Source organism: Flavobacterium sp. (assembly GCF_049318185.1).
GTDB lineage: Bacteria > Bacteroidota > Bacteroidia > Flavobacteriales > Flavobacteriaceae > Flavobacterium.
Map to the genome: position 1 here is coordinate 19312 of NZ_JBMOGV010000004.1, position 16363 is coordinate 35674.

At 31.5% G+C, this 16363-nt stretch carries 16 protein-coding genes; 8 read left to right on the forward strand and 8 right to left on the reverse strand.

Annotated elements, in window-relative coordinates; all coding sequences use genetic code 11:
- Positions 1-81 precede the first annotated feature (81 nt).
- A complete protein-coding gene (locus tag ACOYLT_RS00855; protein WP_422851942.1) occupies positions 82-2334 on the forward strand; it encodes a DUF349 domain-containing protein in 2253 nt (750 codons plus the stop codon).
- 30 nt (positions 2335-2364) lie between these two features.
- On the opposite strand, the gene ACOYLT_RS00860 is transcribed toward ACOYLT_RS00855, so the two are convergent.
- On the reverse strand, positions 2365-3294 hold the full coding sequence (locus ACOYLT_RS00860; protein ID WP_422851943.1) for an aspartate carbamoyltransferase catalytic subunit: 930 nt from the start codon (positions 3292-3294) through the stop codon (positions 2365-2367).
- 58 nt (positions 3295-3352) lie between these two features.
- A complete protein-coding gene (gene pyrR, locus ACOYLT_RS00865) occupies positions 3353-3886 on the reverse strand; it encodes a bifunctional pyr operon transcriptional regulator/uracil phosphoribosyltransferase PyrR (protein WP_422851944.1) in 534 nt (177 codons plus the stop codon).
- 456 nt (positions 3887-4342) lie between these two features.
- On the opposite strand from pyrR, the gene ACOYLT_RS00870 reads away from it, so the two are divergent.
- The 5 genes from ACOYLT_RS00870 to ACOYLT_RS00890 are packed head-to-tail and all read left to right on the forward strand — an operon-like array spanning position 4343 to position 9893.
- The gene (locus ACOYLT_RS00870) at positions 4343-5689 is read left to right on the forward strand and encodes a DEAD/DEAH box helicase (RefSeq protein ID WP_422851945.1); all 1347 of its coding nucleotides are present in this window, start codon (positions 4343-4345) and stop codon (positions 5687-5689) included.
- Positions 5690-5748: 59 nt separating this feature from the next.
- Complete coding sequence (locus ACOYLT_RS00875) at positions 5749-7677, forward strand: vWA domain-containing protein (protein ID WP_422851946.1); 1929 nt, start codon at positions 5749-5751, stop codon at positions 7675-7677.
- The gene (locus ACOYLT_RS00880) at positions 7674-8930 is read left to right on the forward strand and encodes a dihydroorotase (RefSeq protein WP_422851947.1); all 1257 of its coding nucleotides are present in this window, start codon (positions 7674-7676) and stop codon (positions 8928-8930) included. The genes ACOYLT_RS00875 and ACOYLT_RS00880 overlap by 4 nt, the downstream gene beginning before the upstream one ends.
- Positions 8923-9249 (forward strand): hypothetical protein, encoded by a 327-nt coding sequence (locus ACOYLT_RS00885; protein WP_422851948.1) that lies wholly within the window; start codon positions 8923-8925, stop codon positions 9247-9249. Before ACOYLT_RS00880 ends, ACOYLT_RS00885 begins: the two co-directional genes overlap by 8 nt.
- Positions 9249-9893, forward strand: a complete 645-nt coding sequence (locus ACOYLT_RS00890) for an alpha/beta hydrolase (RefSeq protein WP_422851949.1) — start codon at positions 9249-9251, stop codon at positions 9891-9893. The genes ACOYLT_RS00885 and ACOYLT_RS00890 overlap by 1 nt, the downstream gene beginning before the upstream one ends.
- Positions 9894-10015: 122 nt before the next feature.
- Here the strand turns inward: ACOYLT_RS00890 and ACOYLT_RS00895 are convergent, their stop codons facing one another.
- Together ACOYLT_RS00895 and ACOYLT_RS00900 are read right to left on the reverse strand one after the other, a co-directional pair.
- On the reverse strand, positions 10016-10507 hold the full coding sequence (locus tag ACOYLT_RS00895) for a hypothetical protein (RefSeq protein ID WP_422851950.1): 492 nt from the start codon (positions 10505-10507) through the stop codon (positions 10016-10018).
- Positions 10508-10509: 2 nt separating this feature from the next.
- A complete protein-coding gene (locus ACOYLT_RS00900; protein WP_422851951.1) occupies positions 10510-11277 on the reverse strand; it encodes an MBL fold metallo-hydrolase in 768 nt (255 codons plus the stop codon).
- Positions 11278-11407: 130 nt separating this feature from the next.
- Here ACOYLT_RS00900 and ACOYLT_RS00905 point away from each other — a divergent pair, with 130 nt between their 5' ends.
- Positions 11408-12874: a TonB-dependent receptor gene (locus tag ACOYLT_RS00905; protein ID WP_422851966.1), complete on the forward strand. Its 1467-nt coding sequence runs from the start codon at positions 11408-11410 to the stop codon at positions 12872-12874.
- Between the two features lie 42 nt (positions 12875-12916).
- Here the strand turns inward: ACOYLT_RS00905 and bcp are convergent, their stop codons facing one another.
- Positions 12917-13369: a thioredoxin-dependent thiol peroxidase gene (bcp, locus tag ACOYLT_RS00910; protein WP_422851952.1), complete on the reverse strand. Its 453-nt coding sequence runs from the start codon at positions 13367-13369 to the stop codon at positions 12917-12919.
- Between the two features lie 73 nt (positions 13370-13442).
- Between bcp and ACOYLT_RS00915 the strand changes: the two genes are divergently transcribed.
- The gene (locus tag ACOYLT_RS00915; RefSeq protein WP_422851953.1) at positions 13443-14102 is read left to right on the forward strand and encodes an endonuclease III domain-containing protein; all 660 of its coding nucleotides are present in this window, start codon (positions 13443-13445) and stop codon (positions 14100-14102) included.
- 16 nt (positions 14103-14118) lie between these two features.
- Here the strand turns inward: ACOYLT_RS00915 and ACOYLT_RS00920 are convergent, their stop codons facing one another.
- The 3 genes from ACOYLT_RS00920 to ACOYLT_RS00930 all read right to left on the reverse strand — a co-directional run bounded on the left by ACOYLT_RS00920 (position 14119) and on the right by ACOYLT_RS00930 (position 16346).
- The gene (locus ACOYLT_RS00920) at positions 14119-14262 is read right to left on the reverse strand and encodes a hypothetical protein (protein WP_422851954.1); all 144 of its coding nucleotides are present in this window, start codon (positions 14260-14262) and stop codon (positions 14119-14121) included.
- Positions 14263-14322: 60 nt separating this feature from the next.
- Positions 14323-14910, reverse strand: a complete 588-nt coding sequence (locus ACOYLT_RS00925; RefSeq protein ID WP_422851955.1) for an RNA polymerase sigma factor — start codon at positions 14908-14910, stop codon at positions 14323-14325.
- Positions 14911-15128: 218 nt separating this feature from the next.
- Positions 15129-16346, reverse strand: a complete 1218-nt coding sequence (locus ACOYLT_RS00930; protein ID WP_422851956.1) for a hypothetical protein — start codon at positions 16344-16346, stop codon at positions 15129-15131.
- Positions 16347-16363: the final 17 nt, after the last annotated feature.

Here is a 16363-nt window from a genome sequence, read left to right on the forward strand (position 1 = left end):
AACATTGATTTTCTTTGAATTTTTAGTGCTTCTTTACTATCTTTCGCCCTCATAAAGTGTAACCCTTAAAACATTTATAAAATGTTAGAAGAAAAGAATGATAACCTGCTTAATGCAGATGGAAGCTTAGAAAACGAGTCACATAATGTGATTCCTACTGAAAATCAAGAAATTATTGACCTTGTTCAAGAAAAAATAGCCGACACAATTGATGAAAGCGAACAAGAACAAGTAGTAGAAACTCCTGTAAAGGAAGTACTTGAAAATTTTGCTGATGTTGAAAAAGACTCGAGCATTAGCGAACAGATACAACAAATTCAAAATGAGGAAGTTGTTGAAGCCAAGGTAGCTGTTTTAACAGAAGAACTTACAGAAGATGAAATTGAATTAGCCACAGAAAAACGTGAACTAGTTGAAGAAACTATTGAAGAATTTACTATATCAAAAACAATTGAAAAGATTGAGGAAGATGTTGATGATATTTTACCTGAAGCAGAATCTGAAAGAATAGAAGAAGTAGAACAAACTGAAAATGAATCCGTGATAAGTGCCATTGAGGACGCAAATGCGGAAGAAAGCGAAGACGAATCATTAAAAGAACGTCATGATATTCCAATGTTGGAGTATGAAACTCTTTCAATGGAACAACTAGTAAAAGAGTTGACTACTTTAGTTGCTGTAGAAAAGTTAATGTCTGTTAAAGACCATATAGAAGAACTTAAAAAATCATTCTTATCTAAATATTATCTTTTCATTGATGAGAAGAAAGAAGAATTCCATACAGAAAATCCAGATAATACTGAAGATTTTCATTATAATTTTCCTTTAAAAGGGAAATTTGATCAACTCTATTCTCAATATAGAGATAACAAAAACACACATTTCAAAAGTCTTCAAAATGATTTAAAAGCTAATTTAGAAAATAGATTAGCCATAGTTGAAGAATTAAAAAGTCTTATTCAAAGTCAAGATAACATTCCAGTTACCTTAAAGAAATTTAATGATATTAGAGATAGATGGAAAGTAGCTGGTCCTATACCGAAGGATAAATATAATCATGTTTGGAACAATTATCATTTCCATTTAGAAAATTTCTACGATATTCTTCATTTGGACAGAGAAATAAGAGATTTAGATTTCAAACATAATTTAGTTCAAAAACTAAAAATAATTGAGCGTGTTGAAGAATTAATACATGAAGAAGATATCAATAAAGCTTTTCGTGAATTACAAGATTTACACCGCATTTGGAAAGAAGAAATTGGACCTGTTTCAAGAGAAAATCGTGAAGAAATTTGGAATAAATTCAGTGAATTGACAAAAAAAATGCACGATAAACGTGAGGTTTTATTTGAGCAACTTCGAGAGGTTGAAACTGCAAACCTAGAGAAGAAAAAAGATATTATTGCAAAAATAGAAATTTTAGCGCAAGAAAAAGTAAACTCTCACTCTGCTTGGTTAGGTCAAATGGAAAAAGTTGAAGTTTTACGAAATGAATTTTTAAAAACCGGAAAAGTACCTTCAGAAGTTAATGAACAAACTTGGACAGATTTCAAAAACGCCGTTAGAAACTTTAATTCATTAAAAAATTCATTCTATAAAGACATTAAGAAAGAACAAAATGACAATCTTTTTAAGAAAGAAGCATTAGTAGCAAAAGCCAATGAATTAAAAGTAAGTACAGACTTTGCTAATACAACACCATTGTTCAAACAAATTCAAGAAGAATGGAAGTCTATTGGACATATTCCTAGAAAATTTTCTGATAAACTTTGGACAGATTTTCGTGCAGCATGTAACGAATATTTTGACAAATTAAAAGAACAAAAGAATGAAGCTAACGCTGAAGAAGTTGAAGCTTTTGATAAGAAAAAAACTTATATAGAAACTTTAAAGTCATTTGAACTTGTTGGAGATCATAAAGCTGATTTAGATGCTATCAAGTTACACATAGAAACATGGAAAAGTTTTGGCAAAGTTCCTTTTGCTCGTAGACACATCGAAGGAAAATTCAATAAAATTTTAGACGCCTTTTTTGAAAAACTTAGCTTGAGCAAAAAAGACAATGAAATGGTGCGTTATGCTAACAAACTTGATCATTTAGCTAGTACAGATAGCAGGAAATTAGATAATGAAAAAGTATTTATAATTCGTAAAGTTGATGAAGTACAAGCTGAAATATTCCAATTAGAGAATAATATTCAATTTTTTGCTAAAGCCAAAGCAGATAATCCTATGGTAAAAGAAGTATTAAAGAATATTGAACTTAAAAAAGAAGAATTAGTTATACTAAAAGACAAGCTAAAACAACTGAGAAACTTACAATCTGAATAAATAAAAAAGTCCTGAATAATCGGGACTTTTTTACTTTAGTAATTTAGAAGCTAAGAGATAAATTACTGCCATTCTAATAGCCACTCCATTTTCAACTTGATCAAGTATTACTGATTGTTGAGAGTCCGCCACATCTGAGGTAATTTCTACTCCACGATTAATTGGACCTGGATGCATAATTACAATCTCTTTTTTAAGAGAATCTAATAATGCTTTATCAACCCCATATTGCATTGTATATTCTCTAGTAGAAGGAAAATAATTCACATCCATTCTTTCGTTTTGAACGCGTAACATATTTGCAGCATCACACCATTCAAGAGCTTTTCTTAAATTTGGTTCTACTGAAACTCCAATACTTTCAATGTATCTTGGAATTAATGTTTTTGGACCACATACTTTAACTTCTGCACCTTGCAACTGAAGTGCATAAATATTTGAGAGCGCTACACGTGAATGTAAAATATCACCCACAATAACAACCTTCTTTCCTCCTACTTCACCTAATTTTTCTTTTATAGAATAGCAGTCGAGTAAGCCTTGAGATGGATGTTCGTGTGATCCATCCCCTGCATTTATGATGCATGCTTTTACATTTTGTGATAAAAAATAAGCTGCTCCAGGATTAGCATGACGCATGACAACCATATCAACTTTCATAGCTAAAATATTGTTAACCGTATCAATTAAAGTCTCCCCTTTTTTAACAGATGATTGTGATGCTGAAAAACTAATTATATCGGCAGAAAGACGTTTTTGAGCTAATTCAAAGGAAAGTTTTGTTCTTGTACTATTTTCAAAAAAGATATTGGCAATAGTGACATCTCGCAAAGAAGGCACTTTTTTAATGGGTCTATTAATGACTTCTTTGAAATAATCAGCGGTTTCAAAAATTAAGTTGATGTCTTCCTTTTTGAGATATTTAATGCCTAATAAATGGTTAACTGATAGTTCGGACATTTTAATGGTAAGTTGTGTGTTGTATCTTTTTATGTTTTATTTTCATTTCCTTTTTCCCTTAAATTAAATATACGGCATCTTCTCCCTCTTTTTCATTCCAAGAAACTATTACTTTTTCATCATTAATAGCATCGACTTGTCTTCCACGATAATCTGGTTGTATGGGTAAATGACGGCTAAATCTTCTGTCAATTAATACTAATAATTCTACTTCAGAGGCTCTTCCAAAAGATTGAATGGCAGTTAATGCTGCATTGATACTTCTTCCTGTGAAAAGAACATCATCAATAAAAACAACTTTTTTGTCTTCAATTAAAAAATCTATTTGTGTTTCGTGAGCTTCCAATTGTTTTTCGCCACGACGGAAATCATCACGAAAAAAAGTAATATCTAAAAATCCCAATTTCACTTCTTTAATATGATAATCGTTTTCTAGTAAAGCCTTAATTCGATTAGCAAGATAAGTGCCTCGAGGCTGTATACCAATTAAAACAGTGTTAGAAAAATCGAGATGATTTTCGATTAACTGACAAGCCAAACGATGGAGTATGATATTGACTTCTTTGGAAGTGAGCAATACTTTTTGACTCATAGTAATGTTGTTTGGATTGCAAATATATAATTTTTATCGTAGAATTATAAAATATTAATTCCTAATAGTATGAAATCGATAATAAGATATAATTTAATGATTTCACCCTATCTTAATGTAAACATTTGTCCCAAATTAATATAGAAATGACAATTAGATTAAGTAATATAGAAAATTTTACCCCATTTGGCTTTCACAATTAGTAATTAGAGTTATATAATACACAGATAATTTAACTAAAATTCCTCCTCTTTTAATATCAATATTACTAATTGATAATCGCATAAAATGTTATCTATAACAGATTTCATATTTATTTTCTACTACGGGTTTTGGCATTGGTTCGTTGTCTGCTTAGTGTTACTATAACTATTATAGCTCTGCTGAAATAGGATTTGTAGACCAATCAAATCCTAATTTTGAATTCATTACCTTTGGGGCAAATTAAAGAATTTAATGGGCACTTTCGAGCAGTTTAACCTTCCAAAATCATTACAAAAAGCCATTGATAACCTTGGGCTTACCACCCCAACTCCGATACAGGAGAAATCCTTTTCGGTGATTATGTCGGGTCGCGATATGATGGGGATTGCACAAACAGGAACGGGTAAAACCTTTGCCTACTTATTACCAATCCTAAAACAATGGAAGTTTGTCGCTACAGACACGCCACGTGTTATGATACTAGTACCAACAAGAGAATTAGTTGTACAAGTAGCTGCTGAGGTTGAAAAACTTACGGAATTCATGTCGGTACGAACCTTAGGAGTCTATGGCGGTGTAAACATAAATACTCAAAAGAAAGCCGTTTATGAAGGGATAGATGTACTAGTAGGAACACCTGGACGTGTGATGGACTTAACACTCGATAATGTTATTCGGTTTGATAGTTTACAGAAACTGGTAATAGACGAATTTGACGAGATACTGAACCTTGGATTTCGTACCCAAGTGACTTCTATATTGACTATGCTTAAAAATAAGCGACAGAACATTCTTTTCTCAGCTACTATGACTGATGAAGTAGATGAAATGCTCGAAGAGTATTTTGATTTCCCTGAAGAAGTTTCTTTAGCACCAAGTGGAACGCCTCTTAATCAAATAGAACAATTGGGCTATAAAGTTCCTAACTTCTTGACGAAAGTAAACCTTATTCTTGACTTGCTTAAACAAGAAGATTTTGAAAGAGTATTACTTTTTGTCAACAATAAAAAGACAGCCGATTTACTAGCGGATAAGATTGAAGAGTTCTATCCAGAGCAATTTGGAACAATACACTCTAACAAATCGCAAAACTATCGTTTGCAAACTATGTCCTCGTTTCAAGCAGGAGAAATCAGAGGTATAGTGACTACAGATGTTATGGCGAGAGGGTTAGACATTTCTGACATTACACATGTAATCAATGTAGAGTTTTCTGAAATTCCAGAACAATACATTCACCGTATCGGTAGAACCGGTCGTGCTGACAAATCAGGGATTGCGATTAGTTTAATTAGTCCAAGAGAGGAAGAAATAATGATTGAGGCAGAATTACTAATGGAAAAAGAGCTTACGTTTCTGCCTCTACCAGCTACTGTAGAAGTGGCAATACGTTTGTTAGAATTTGAAAAAGACAAAAAACAACAAATGAAGTTCTTACTGAAAAAGCCTAAACTGGAAGGTGGTGCTTCGTTTCATGAAAAGATAGAAAAGAACAAGAAAGTGAATCTTGGTGGTCCATCGAAAACTAAAAAAAAGACTGGGACTTCTGTCAATAGAAACATCTTAAAAAATAGAGCAGCGAAGCGAAAGAAGAAATAATTGATAATTGATAATTGATAATTGACAATTGATTGCTATTTTTGATAAATTTTAAATAAATGCAATTTAAACATCCAGAAATTCTATATTTCTTATTTTTATTGGTACTACCAATTTTGGTGCATTTATTTCAATTACGACGTTTTAAGAAAGAATATTTTACCAACGTACAATTCCTTAAAGAATTATCAATTCAAACCCGAAAGAGCTCAACCATCAAAAAATGGTTGTTGCTTTTCACTCGTTTATTACTCCTAGCCTGTCTGGTTTTTGCCTTTGCCCAACCTATTTTCTCTGCTAAGGAAAGCAAGAAAAACTCAAATGAAATGTATATCATATTGGACAATTCCTTTAGTATGCAAGCCAAAGGTAAGAAAGGAGAATTGCTGAAACGAGCAGTGCAAGACTTACTAGAACACACACCCGAAGCACAGAACTTTTCTCTAATCACCATTTCCGATAACTACTGGAATACGGATATCAAAACTTTACAAAAGGATTTGCAAGACCTGAAATATAGCGCCACACCCTTTAGATTAGATAATTTGATTGCTAAAGTGAATGCTAGAAAATCGGCTTTCAATAAGGACATAGTTGTCATAACTGATGCCGTGGGACTAAAAACCAATCATAGCAAAAGTTTCAGAAAAGAAGACAATGTATATTTTGTTATTCCAAAAGCGGAGCAAAAGAACAACATTGCGATTGATAGCGTTTTGATTAAACAAACCTTAGATAGTTTTTATGAAATTGGAGTGAAAATTTCTGCTAATGGTGAGGACTTCAAAGATATTCCGATAGCACTTTACAATAACAATAAACTAACAGCAAAGACAATGCTTAGCTTTGAGATCAATTCTAAAACTGTAAACTTTACTATTCCTAAGCAAAGTTTTCACGGCTATGTTACTTTGAACGATAAAGGATTAGCTTATGATAATACGTATTTCTTTACTATATCTAAACCCAATAAAACGAATATTATTAGCATTGGCAATACTGACAAAAGTAACTTCTTAGCTAAGATATATACTAGTGATGAGTTTGCTTATAACAACTTCCCTTTAACGAACTTGGATTATAACTTAATTGAAAAACAAGATGCAATAGTCTTGAATGAACTGTCAGACATTCCTCAAGCGTTACAAACCACATTAAAGTCCTTTGTGTCCAAAGGCGGTAACATGGTTATTATTCCAGGAGAAAATACTAATGTTACCAAAACGAATGAATTCTTGGCTAATTTTGGCGCTATTCAATTAAAAGCAATTACAACTGGAGATAAGAAAGTAACTAAAATTAATTTTAATCATCCACTCTTCAATACCGTTTTTGAAAAGAAAATAGATAACTTTCAATATCCATCAACTAAAAATTCTTTTGGCATCAATAGCTCCTCGCCTACCATATTGAGTTATGAAGACCTTAGTGCTTTTTTGACTTCAGTAGCAAATCCGTTGTCCTCAGTTTATCTTTTTGCAGCACCTATCAATAAAACTAATAGTAATTTCCAAAATTCGCCTTTAATTGTGCCCACCTTTTACAAAATGGCACAAAATTCTCAAAAGACTGGAGTTAATGCATTAGTGATTGGTGAAAATCAACCTTTTGTTGTGGATGCTTTGTTGTCAAAAGATGAAATTCTTAGTGTAAAGAACAAAACAGAAAGTTTTATTCCAGTACAACAGTTATTAAATACCAAAGTAAAAATGACATTTAATGATAACCCAACTGATGCTGGAAATTTTGGTATCTTTAACGGAGCTAATTTAGTGCAGAACATAAGTTTTAATTATATTAGAACCGAAAGTAATATTGGATTAGTTAATAATGATATAGCTGCTAATTTCAAAAAAATTGACGATATAGAAACGGTATTTAACACTATTCAAACCGATAGAACCGATACACAAATCTGGAAATGGTTTGTGATGCTAACCTTACTCTTTATACTACTAGAGCTACTCATTCTAAAATTTGTAAAATGAATATAATCATTAAACAAGCCACAATTATAGACCCACAGAGTCTTTATCATCTGCAAACTGTTGATATTAAAATAACCAATGGAATTATTGAGGCAATTGATAAATCAATCACAAACAACACAACGCACCAAGAGTTCCGAAAGGATGGCTTACATGTGTCACAAGGTTGGTTTGATACTAGTGTTTCACTTGGTGAACCAGGACTTGAAGATAGAGAAACCATAGCAAATGGATTGGAAGTTGCTGCCAAAAGCGGATTTACAGGCATTGCATTACAACCCAACTCCTATCCTATCATTGATAATCAATCGCAAATACATTTTGTTAAACAAAAAGCTGCTAATTCTGCTACTGAATTATATCCGATTGGCGCACTAACTAAAGAAAGTGAAGGCAAAGATTTAGCCGAACTATTTGACATGAAAAATGCTGGTGCTGTGGCTTTTGGTGATTATGGTAAGAGTATAGCAAATGCTAATTTGTTAAAAATTGGACTACAATATGTACAAGATTTTGATGGCTTAGTTTTGGCTTTTAGTCAAGATGATAACATCAAAGGGAATGGTGTTGCCAATGAAGGTTTTGTTTCTACTAGATTAGGATTGAAAGGCATACCTAATTTAGCCGAAGAACTTATAGTTGCCCGTAATTTATTCTTATTGGAATATACTGGAGGTAAAATGCATATACCTACTATATCTTCAGCCAAATCGGTTGCTTTGATAAGAGAAGCAAAAGTTAAAGGTTTGCAAGTAACTTGTAGTGTTGCTGTGCATCATTTAGTGATGACTGATGAAAAACTAGACGGTTTTGATACACGTTATAAGACATCTCCTCCTTTAAGAACAGAAACAGATAGAAAAGCTTTGCTCGAAGGAGTTTTGGACAATACCATTGATTGCATTACTAGTGATCATAATCCGATTGATATTGAACATAAGAAAATGGAATTTGATTTGGCAAAGACTGGAACAATAGGATTAGAAAGTGCTTTTGGTGCGTTGTTAACTGTCTTGCCATTAGATAAAATTATAGAAAAATTAACTTTAGGTAAAAGTATTTTTGCTATTAAAAATGAAAGCATTAATAAAAAAAACAAAGCAAATATAACTTTATTTTCTACTGAAGATACTTGGACTTTTACTAAAGATAACATACTCTCAAAATCGAAGAATTCTGCTTTCCTAGGACAAAAAATGAAGGGAAAAGTAATTGGAATTTATTGTAACGGAAAATTAATCATCAATGGATAAAAAAACTATAAGCGAAGGTAAATCAATAGCTATTACTAGTTATATTTTATTAATAGGAGTTTTGATTGCGCTTTCGATGAATTCAGAAAATAAAAATAAATTTGCTTCATTTCACATTAGACAAGGTATAGGACTAACAATAACTTTCATTTTACTAGGTGTTTCTATTAGCTTTTTTGAGAGTATTTATTTGGCTTCATCGATGTGGATTTTTATTTTAGTACTTTCAATGTACGGTTTATTTACTGCCGCTACAGGAAAAACTACTCCTATACCTTTATTAGGTCATTTTTTTCAAAAAACGTTCAAAAGTTTATAATGAATTTATCGTTACATCATATCGTTAGAGAACCGAAAATAAAGAAAGACAAAAACCCTTTACTCCTATTGCTGCATGGCTACGGTAGTAATGAAGAAGATTTGTTTTCATTTACTACTGAACTACCTGACGAATTTTATGTTATTTCTGCTCGTGCACCCTTTGATATGATGCATGGTTGTTATGCTTGGTATGCCATAAATTTTGATGCAGATGAAAATAAGTTTTCAGACATTAGTCAAGCTAGAACTTCTCGAGATATTATTGCCGACTTCATAGATGAATTGGTTTCAAATTATAATATTGACGCTACTAATGTTACACTAATTGGTTTCAGTCAAGGAAGTATTTTGAGTTATGCCGTAGCCTTGTCATATCCTGAAAAAGTTCAAAGAGTGGTTGCTATGAGTGGCTATCTAAACACTGAAATTGCTGTTGATGATTATAAAGAAAATGATTTTAGCTCTTTAAAAATCTTTGCTTCTCATGGCATTGTAGATCAAGTTATTCCTATAGCATGGTCTCGTAAATCAATTCCTGTTTTTGAAAGTTTAGGTATCGAAATTGTATATAAAGAATATCCTGTAGGACATGGTGTGGCACCACAGAATTTCTTTGATTTTAAAAATTGGTTACAATTATAAAACAAGAAAGCTCTTTAAATAAAACTGTCAAAAAAGTTAGACACTATTTAGGATATTTATTTAAAAAATAAATACTAAAAACTAAAACTATAAGGTTATTTTTATTACAATTTATAAAATTATTAATTCAATTCTTCAGGGTATAAATAAGTACTTACTACTTCAAAAGAAATGGTTTGGTCATCGTTTACAAAATACTTAAGTATCGCTTCTCCCCATAGTTTACCATTACTATAGTCAGCTATTATCCATCGATGGTTGAGCAATTTTATTTTATTGATAATGAATTTTTGTTCACCCATTTTTACTTGATCAGTATATTTATTGCCTTCTACATCATCGTTGAAAGTTAATAATGCTTGTTTTACTTTTTCATCAAAAGCTTTTAAATCATTTTGATTTAAATAGTTTTGAGCTCTATCATTATATTCTAAAGAGAAATAATCTGCATCGTACAATTTGTTCGATAAATTTGTGATGCTATCCTTCAACTTTTTATTTGATTCGGTCAATGGTTTTAGTTCTCCCGCTTCTTTAGCAGTGAAATATTTATAGGTATAAATATTCATTAAAAGAGCAATAATGAACAGGTAAAGAAATAATGATTTTTTCATTTTTAAATTATAATTTTCAAATTGTCATAGGCCAAAAAAACATTCTCTGGCAACTTTTTTTGTACTTCCTTGTGAAAACCTAGAAGATGACTAATATGAGTTAAATAGGCAACCTCTGGTTTTACCAAATGTATAAAATCTAATGCTTCTTGCAAACTAAAATGAGAATGGTGTGGTTCTTCCCGCAAAGCATTTACTACCAATACCTTCACGTTTTTTAACTTTTCTAATTCAGTAACTTCTATTAATTTTACATCCGTTAAATATGCAAAATTCTGAATTCTATAACCGAAAACTTGTAGGTTTCCATGATTAGCGTTGATTGGTATAATAGTAGTATTATTGATACTAAAATCTTGATTATTATATACCTCAAAAACTTTTACATCTGGAGCTCCTGGATATTTATTTTCAGATTCAAAAATATAGTCAAAGCGTTTTTTTAAATTCTCAATTACTCTAGTGTGAGCATAAATTGGAATATCTTTTTTTTGTTTAAAGAAAAAGGGTCTTATATCATCTAGACCTGACGTATGATCGGCATGTTCATGAGTAAAAAGGATAGCATCTAGTTTTGTGCATTCCGAAATCAACATTTGTTGTCTAAAATCGGGTCCACAATCTATAACCACTGAATTATTCTCCCATGTAACCCATACAGAAACTCTCAAACGTTTATCTCTAGAGTCAGAACTTTTACAGACAGGATGATCGCTACCTATAACTGGAATACCTTGTGATGTGCCAGTTCCTAGAAAATATATTTGCATAGTAGCATGGTTTATAAAGTGAATAAATCTAAAGATTAACTTTAAAATTTATTAATTACAAAAATAGGTTAAATTATCTTTTAATAAAATGCCAATTTTGTTAACTTTGCAAAGTATACTTAATCCTACAATGGACAATATTGTGTCAAACATCAAAATTAAAGGCGATAAAGCAATAGAACAGATTCCTGCAATAAAGGACAAAGCTTTGCGTATAAACCTAAATGATAATATTTACGGAACTTTTGCTGAGATTGGCGCTGGTCAAGAAACAGTAAGACATTTTTTTAGATCGGGCGGCTCTTCTGGAACTATTGCAAAAGCAATGTCAGCCTATGATAAAGATTTTAGTGATGCCATTTATGGTGTAGAAGAAGATGGTCGTTATGTAACCGAAAGTCGATTAAAAAAAATGCTGACGCATGAAGTTGATTTAATTGAAAAGCGTTTAGACCGAGAAAAACATCCTAATAAAATATTTTTTAGTTATGCTAATACCGTTGCTACAATTGATTTTGCTAAACAATTTAAAGGTCACGGTTGGGTTGGAATAAAATACCAAGTAGAACCAGATGAAGAATATAATGAAATCACACTTCACATTCGGTTTAAAGAGACCGACGCTAAATTACAACAAGAAACATTAGGTATATTAGGTGTTAACTTAATTTATGGTGCCTTTTATAAGTATAATGACCCAAAAAAGTTACTTCGTTATTTATATGATCATTTAGATAAAGACCAATTAGAAATTGATACCATAAACTTTTCTGGTCCACGATTTGAAAATGTGGACAATCGATTGATGAGTTTACAATTAGTTAAAAATGGTATGACCGATGCAGTAATGTTTGGTCCAGATGGAAAGAACATATTGCCTGCTGCCATTTTATACAAGAAAAACATACTGGCCTTGAGAGGAAGTTTTAGACCAGTAACTCAGGTGAATATGGACATGTATGAAAAATCTTTAAAGATGTTTCTAGATGAAAGTAAAGTTGAAAAAGATAATGCTTTAGTAATTTTTGAAATTACCTTATCCAACTTGCGTTCTGAAGGAGAAATTGATGAAAGAGATTTTATGGACAGAGCTGAACTTTTATGTTCCCTAGGTCAAACAGTAATGATATCAAATTTCCAAGAATACTACAAAGTAGTTGAGTATTTCTCTAGTTATACCAAAGCACGTATGGGATTAGCCATGGGAGTAAATAATTTGGTAGATATTTTTGACGAAAAATATTACCGTCACTTAAGTGGTGGAATATTAGAGGCGTTTGGAAAATTATTCTATCGTGATTTAAAAGTTTTCTTGTATCCAATGGAAGATGAAAACGGCGATATCATCACTTCTCAAAACTTGAAAGTACACCCACGTATGAAAGAATTGTATAAATTCTTTGCTTATAACGGTAAAGTAGTTGATATAACTGATTTTGATAAAGAACACCTAAAAATCTTCTCTAGAGAAGTATTAAAAATGATTAGCAGCGGTGCACCTGGTTGGGAAAAATTGTTACCCGATGGTATTAGTGAAATCATAAAACAACACCATTTATTTGGTTATGATCCTAATAAAGTACTGCAAAAAATATAATAAGAAAAGCCAAGATATCTTGGCTTTTCTTATTTATTACAATTATTTCAAAATTTGTGCAGCGTGATTTTTTGTTTTTACCTCTGTAATAACTTCATCTATAACACCTTCTTCGTTTATGACAAATGTTGTTCTATGAATACCATCATATTCTTTTCCCATGAATTTTTTTGGTCCCCAAACTCCAAACGCTTGAATAACTGACTTGTCTTCATCAGCTAACAAAGGGAAAGGAAACTCAAATTTATTTTTAAAATTAGCCTGTGCCTTTGCATTATCTGCACTTACACCTAGTAGAGCATAATTATTGATCTTAAATCTTTCAAAATTATCTCTTAAATCACAAGCCTCTGCAGTACAACCTGGAGTGTTAGCTTTTGGATAAAAAAATACCACTAACTTTTTACCTTTATAATCAGTTAAAGTGTGAATGTTACCGTCTTGATCTTTTCCAGAAAAACTAGGAGCTTTATCTCCTTTTTTTAATGTTTTCATTTTATTTTTGTTTAAATAGTTTAAAGTCTAACTTTGTATCAAGTTATTTGTTTCAAAATATAAAAATACAAAAATGACCAAACACGAACGTGCAACATTTGTTATAAATACGTTAAAAGATTTTTATCCAGAAATCCCTATACCTCTTGATCACAAAGACCCCTATACTTTATTGATAGCTGTATTACTCTCTGCTCAATGCACTGATGTTCGTGTTAATCAAATTACTCCGCTCCTATTTGCTAAAGCTGATAACCCGCATGATATGATAAAACTGACTATTGAGGAAATCAAGGAAATTATTCGCCCTTGTGGATTATCACCGATGAAGTCGAAGGGAATACATGGCTTATCTGAGATTTTAATAAATGAACATAATGGCCAAGTACCCCAATCTTTTGAAGCTTTAGAAAGATTACCAGCTGTTGGTCATAAAACAGCAAGTGTAGTCATGTCACAAGCATTTGGTGTGCCAGCATTTCCTGTAGATACTCATATTCATCGTTTAATGTATCGTTGGAATTTAACAAATGGCAAGAATGTAAAACAAACCGAGAAAGATGCTAAAGCTATATTTCCAAAAGAACTATGGAATAATTTGCATCTTCAAATTATTTGGTATGGAAGAGAATATTCACCAGCGCGTGGTTGGGATTTAGATAAAGATATTATCACCAAAACTATTGGAAGAACAACGGTTTTAAATGAGTATTATAAAAAAATATCCCGATGATTTATCGGGATATTTACTAATTAGCAAAAGTTTCGAAGTTCATACTACCTACTTTAATAATACTCAATGCACAAGAATATTGAAGTAATAATCGTATCGTTTCTTTTTTTGGTAACATTGTTTTTTTTGCTAAATTTTTTTTAGAGTAAAGTTTTGCCATATAAATAATCCATTTAGTTTGATTCTTTATATAGTAACGCAAAAAAAAATGTTTTATTGTTTAAGTTGGTAAATAAATTTTATTTTTATCTATCACTTTTCTTAAATTAGTTATAGCATAACGCATTCTTCCTAAAGTTGTATTAACGCTAACACCCGTAAAATCAGCTATTTCTTTAAAACTCATATCTAAAAAATAACGCATCATTATCACCTCTTTTTGGTCGTGAGGAAGCTTTTCTATAATTGCTTTCAAGTCAATATTTATTTGTTCTTTAATTAATCTTTTCTCTACATTTAGTGAGTTATCAGAAATTCTATAAAAAACAGACAAATCATCAGTGTCTCTATCTAAAGGCATTTTTTTGTCGTTACGAAATTTATCAATAATTAGATTACTTGCAATGCGCAAAACCCATGATAAAAATTTACCTTCTTCGTTGTAATATTTTTTTGATTTTAGAGTATGAATTACTTTAAAAAAAGTTTCTTGAAATATATCTTCAGTAATATCTCTATTAGATACTTTGGAATAGATATAACCATATATTTTTGATTGGTGTCTGTTGACCAAAATTGCAAGTGCATCTTCGTTACCAGCAACATACTTATCAACTAATAAAGCGTCAGGGAGATCTAATTTTGCCATAAAATTACCTTTTAGTTTAATTTAAAAAACGAGATTTTTTTTCTAAAAAGTAGTTTTAATGTATAGGCGACTGTTAAATATGATTATATTATAGCCAAATATAGCATAATATTTTCTTTATAAACAAATAAAATTTTAAAATTTAACACTTTTGACATCAAATAGTTTTGTACTCAACACTTTTAGAGTAATTATTTTTTAAAAATAAATTATAGCATTTATCTAGTCAAAATGCCTCCTTTATACTGTATTTGAGTAACAGGAGTACCATTCCAAGAAGCACCTCCTACAGGGTAGTTACTAAAAACAGATAGCGGAATAAATACACTTCTCCACTGACCACGAACCAAAACCTCATTTCCACCTGTATTATTAATGGTATACCTTGGTTCATTAGCACTACCGCAACAAGGAGCTTGGGGATCTATAACAAAAAACTCGATTTTATTAGTAGTAGTTGCATAGTAATTAAAATGTACATAATTATATTTTGGAACACCGGCAGAAATTTCTTCAGTTAAATTTACAGAATCAAAACGAGGACCATAAAAAGTTAGATTAGTTAGCTTTGCTGTTTGATTTCCATTACTTTCTATATCAATTTGAGAATTTGGTCCATTACCAGTGAAATCTTGGAAAACAAAACCAGTAACTTTATTAGTTAAATATGTGTCACTATATACAGATAGTACTTCACTTTCTGGTATATTTGGTGCTGGTGCAGAAACCATTGGGTCTAGAATACATGCTGGACATGAACCGCCACAATCAACACCAGTTTCAGTCCCATTTAAAATACCATCAGTACAGGTTGGAACTGGAGGATCAGTAAGTTTCTGTGCATTAAATCTAATATTGTCAATATAAATTGTGCTACCAGGAGCTCTTAAAAGTGAACCTGCATCATTAGTTCTCCAATCGACAAAAACTACAAATTGAGCAATATTAGTCTCTAAAGTAGGTGGAATTGCAGGAATAGTCCATGTTAACGTTACCCACTCATTAACAGCATTATTAGATACATTTTGATCAGTTATCTGAAAAGGCGTACCGCCAGTATTTGTTGCCATCTTGATACCAACAGTTCCTACATAATTTTTGTTAATATCCATGCTAATAATTAAATTACTTGACACTGCCGCATCAATTTTCCATGTACCAAATGCTCTATCTTGCCATCTGTTATTAACCCCAGCATAAAAGGCATTTTCAGGACCCATGACACATTTCATAACTTTAGTTGTTGCAGAAGTGTTTACTCCGTCAGGGTCAGGATTTGTAACAATCTCAGCTGCGGGTGAACCATTGTCAAAAGTAAACCAATTAGTAGCAGCACCAGAAGGTGTTCCTGGTTCAAAATCAAAAAGGTATTGTTGTTGTTGAGCAAATCCTAGAGAAATAGTCAATAGGAATAATAGTGAAGTAATTTTTTTCATGATTATTATTTATGTTT

What these genes read in the sequence shown, in the direction of transcription:
- ACOYLT_RS00855 (WP_422851942.1), top strand. Translation starts at nt 82, where the DNA reads ATGTTAGAAGAAAAGAATGATAACCTGCTTAATGCAGATGGAAGCTTA.
- ACOYLT_RS00860 (WP_422851943.1), bottom strand. Translation starts at nt 3,294, where the DNA reads ATGTCCGAACTATCAGTTAACCATTTATTAGGCATTAAATATCTCAAA.
- pyrR (WP_422851944.1), bottom strand. Translation starts at nt 3,886, where the DNA reads ATGAGTCAAAAAGTATTGCTCACTTCCAAAGAAGTCAATATCATACTC.
- ACOYLT_RS00870 (WP_422851945.1), top strand. Translation starts at nt 4,343, where the DNA reads ATGGGCACTTTCGAGCAGTTTAACCTTCCAAAATCATTACAAAAAGCC.
- ACOYLT_RS00875 (WP_422851946.1), top strand. Translation starts at nt 5,749, where the DNA reads ATGCAATTTAAACATCCAGAAATTCTATATTTCTTATTTTTATTGGTA.
- ACOYLT_RS00880 (WP_422851947.1), top strand. Translation starts at nt 7,674, where the DNA reads ATGAATATAATCATTAAACAAGCCACAATTATAGACCCACAGAGTCTT.
- ACOYLT_RS00885 (WP_422851948.1), top strand. Translation starts at nt 8,923, where the DNA reads ATGGATAAAAAAACTATAAGCGAAGGTAAATCAATAGCTATTACTAGT.
- ACOYLT_RS00890 (WP_422851949.1), top strand. Translation starts at nt 9,249, where the DNA reads ATGAATTTATCGTTACATCATATCGTTAGAGAACCGAAAATAAAGAAA.
- ACOYLT_RS00895 (WP_422851950.1), bottom strand. Translation starts at nt 10,507, where the DNA reads ATGAAAAAATCATTATTTCTTTACCTGTTCATTATTGCTCTTTTAATG.
- ACOYLT_RS00900 (WP_422851951.1), bottom strand. Translation starts at nt 11,277, where the DNA reads ATGCAAATATATTTTCTAGGAACTGGCACATCACAAGGTATTCCAGTT.
- ACOYLT_RS00905 (WP_422851966.1), top strand. Translation starts at nt 11,408, where the DNA reads ATGGACAATATTGTGTCAAACATCAAAATTAAAGGCGATAAAGCAATA.
- bcp (WP_422851952.1), bottom strand. Translation starts at nt 13,369, where the DNA reads ATGAAAACATTAAAAAAAGGAGATAAAGCTCCTAGTTTTTCTGGAAAA.
- ACOYLT_RS00915 (WP_422851953.1), top strand. Translation starts at nt 13,443, where the DNA reads ATGACCAAACACGAACGTGCAACATTTGTTATAAATACGTTAAAAGAT.
- ACOYLT_RS00920 (WP_422851954.1), bottom strand. Translation starts at nt 14,262, where the DNA reads ATGGCAAAACTTTACTCTAAAAAAAATTTAGCAAAAAAAACAATGTTA.
- ACOYLT_RS00925 (WP_422851955.1), bottom strand. Translation starts at nt 14,910, where the DNA reads ATGGCAAAATTAGATCTCCCTGACGCTTTATTAGTTGATAAGTATGTT.
- ACOYLT_RS00930 (WP_422851956.1), bottom strand. Translation starts at nt 16,346, where the DNA reads ATGAAAAAAATTACTTCACTATTATTCCTATTGACTATTTCTCTAGGA.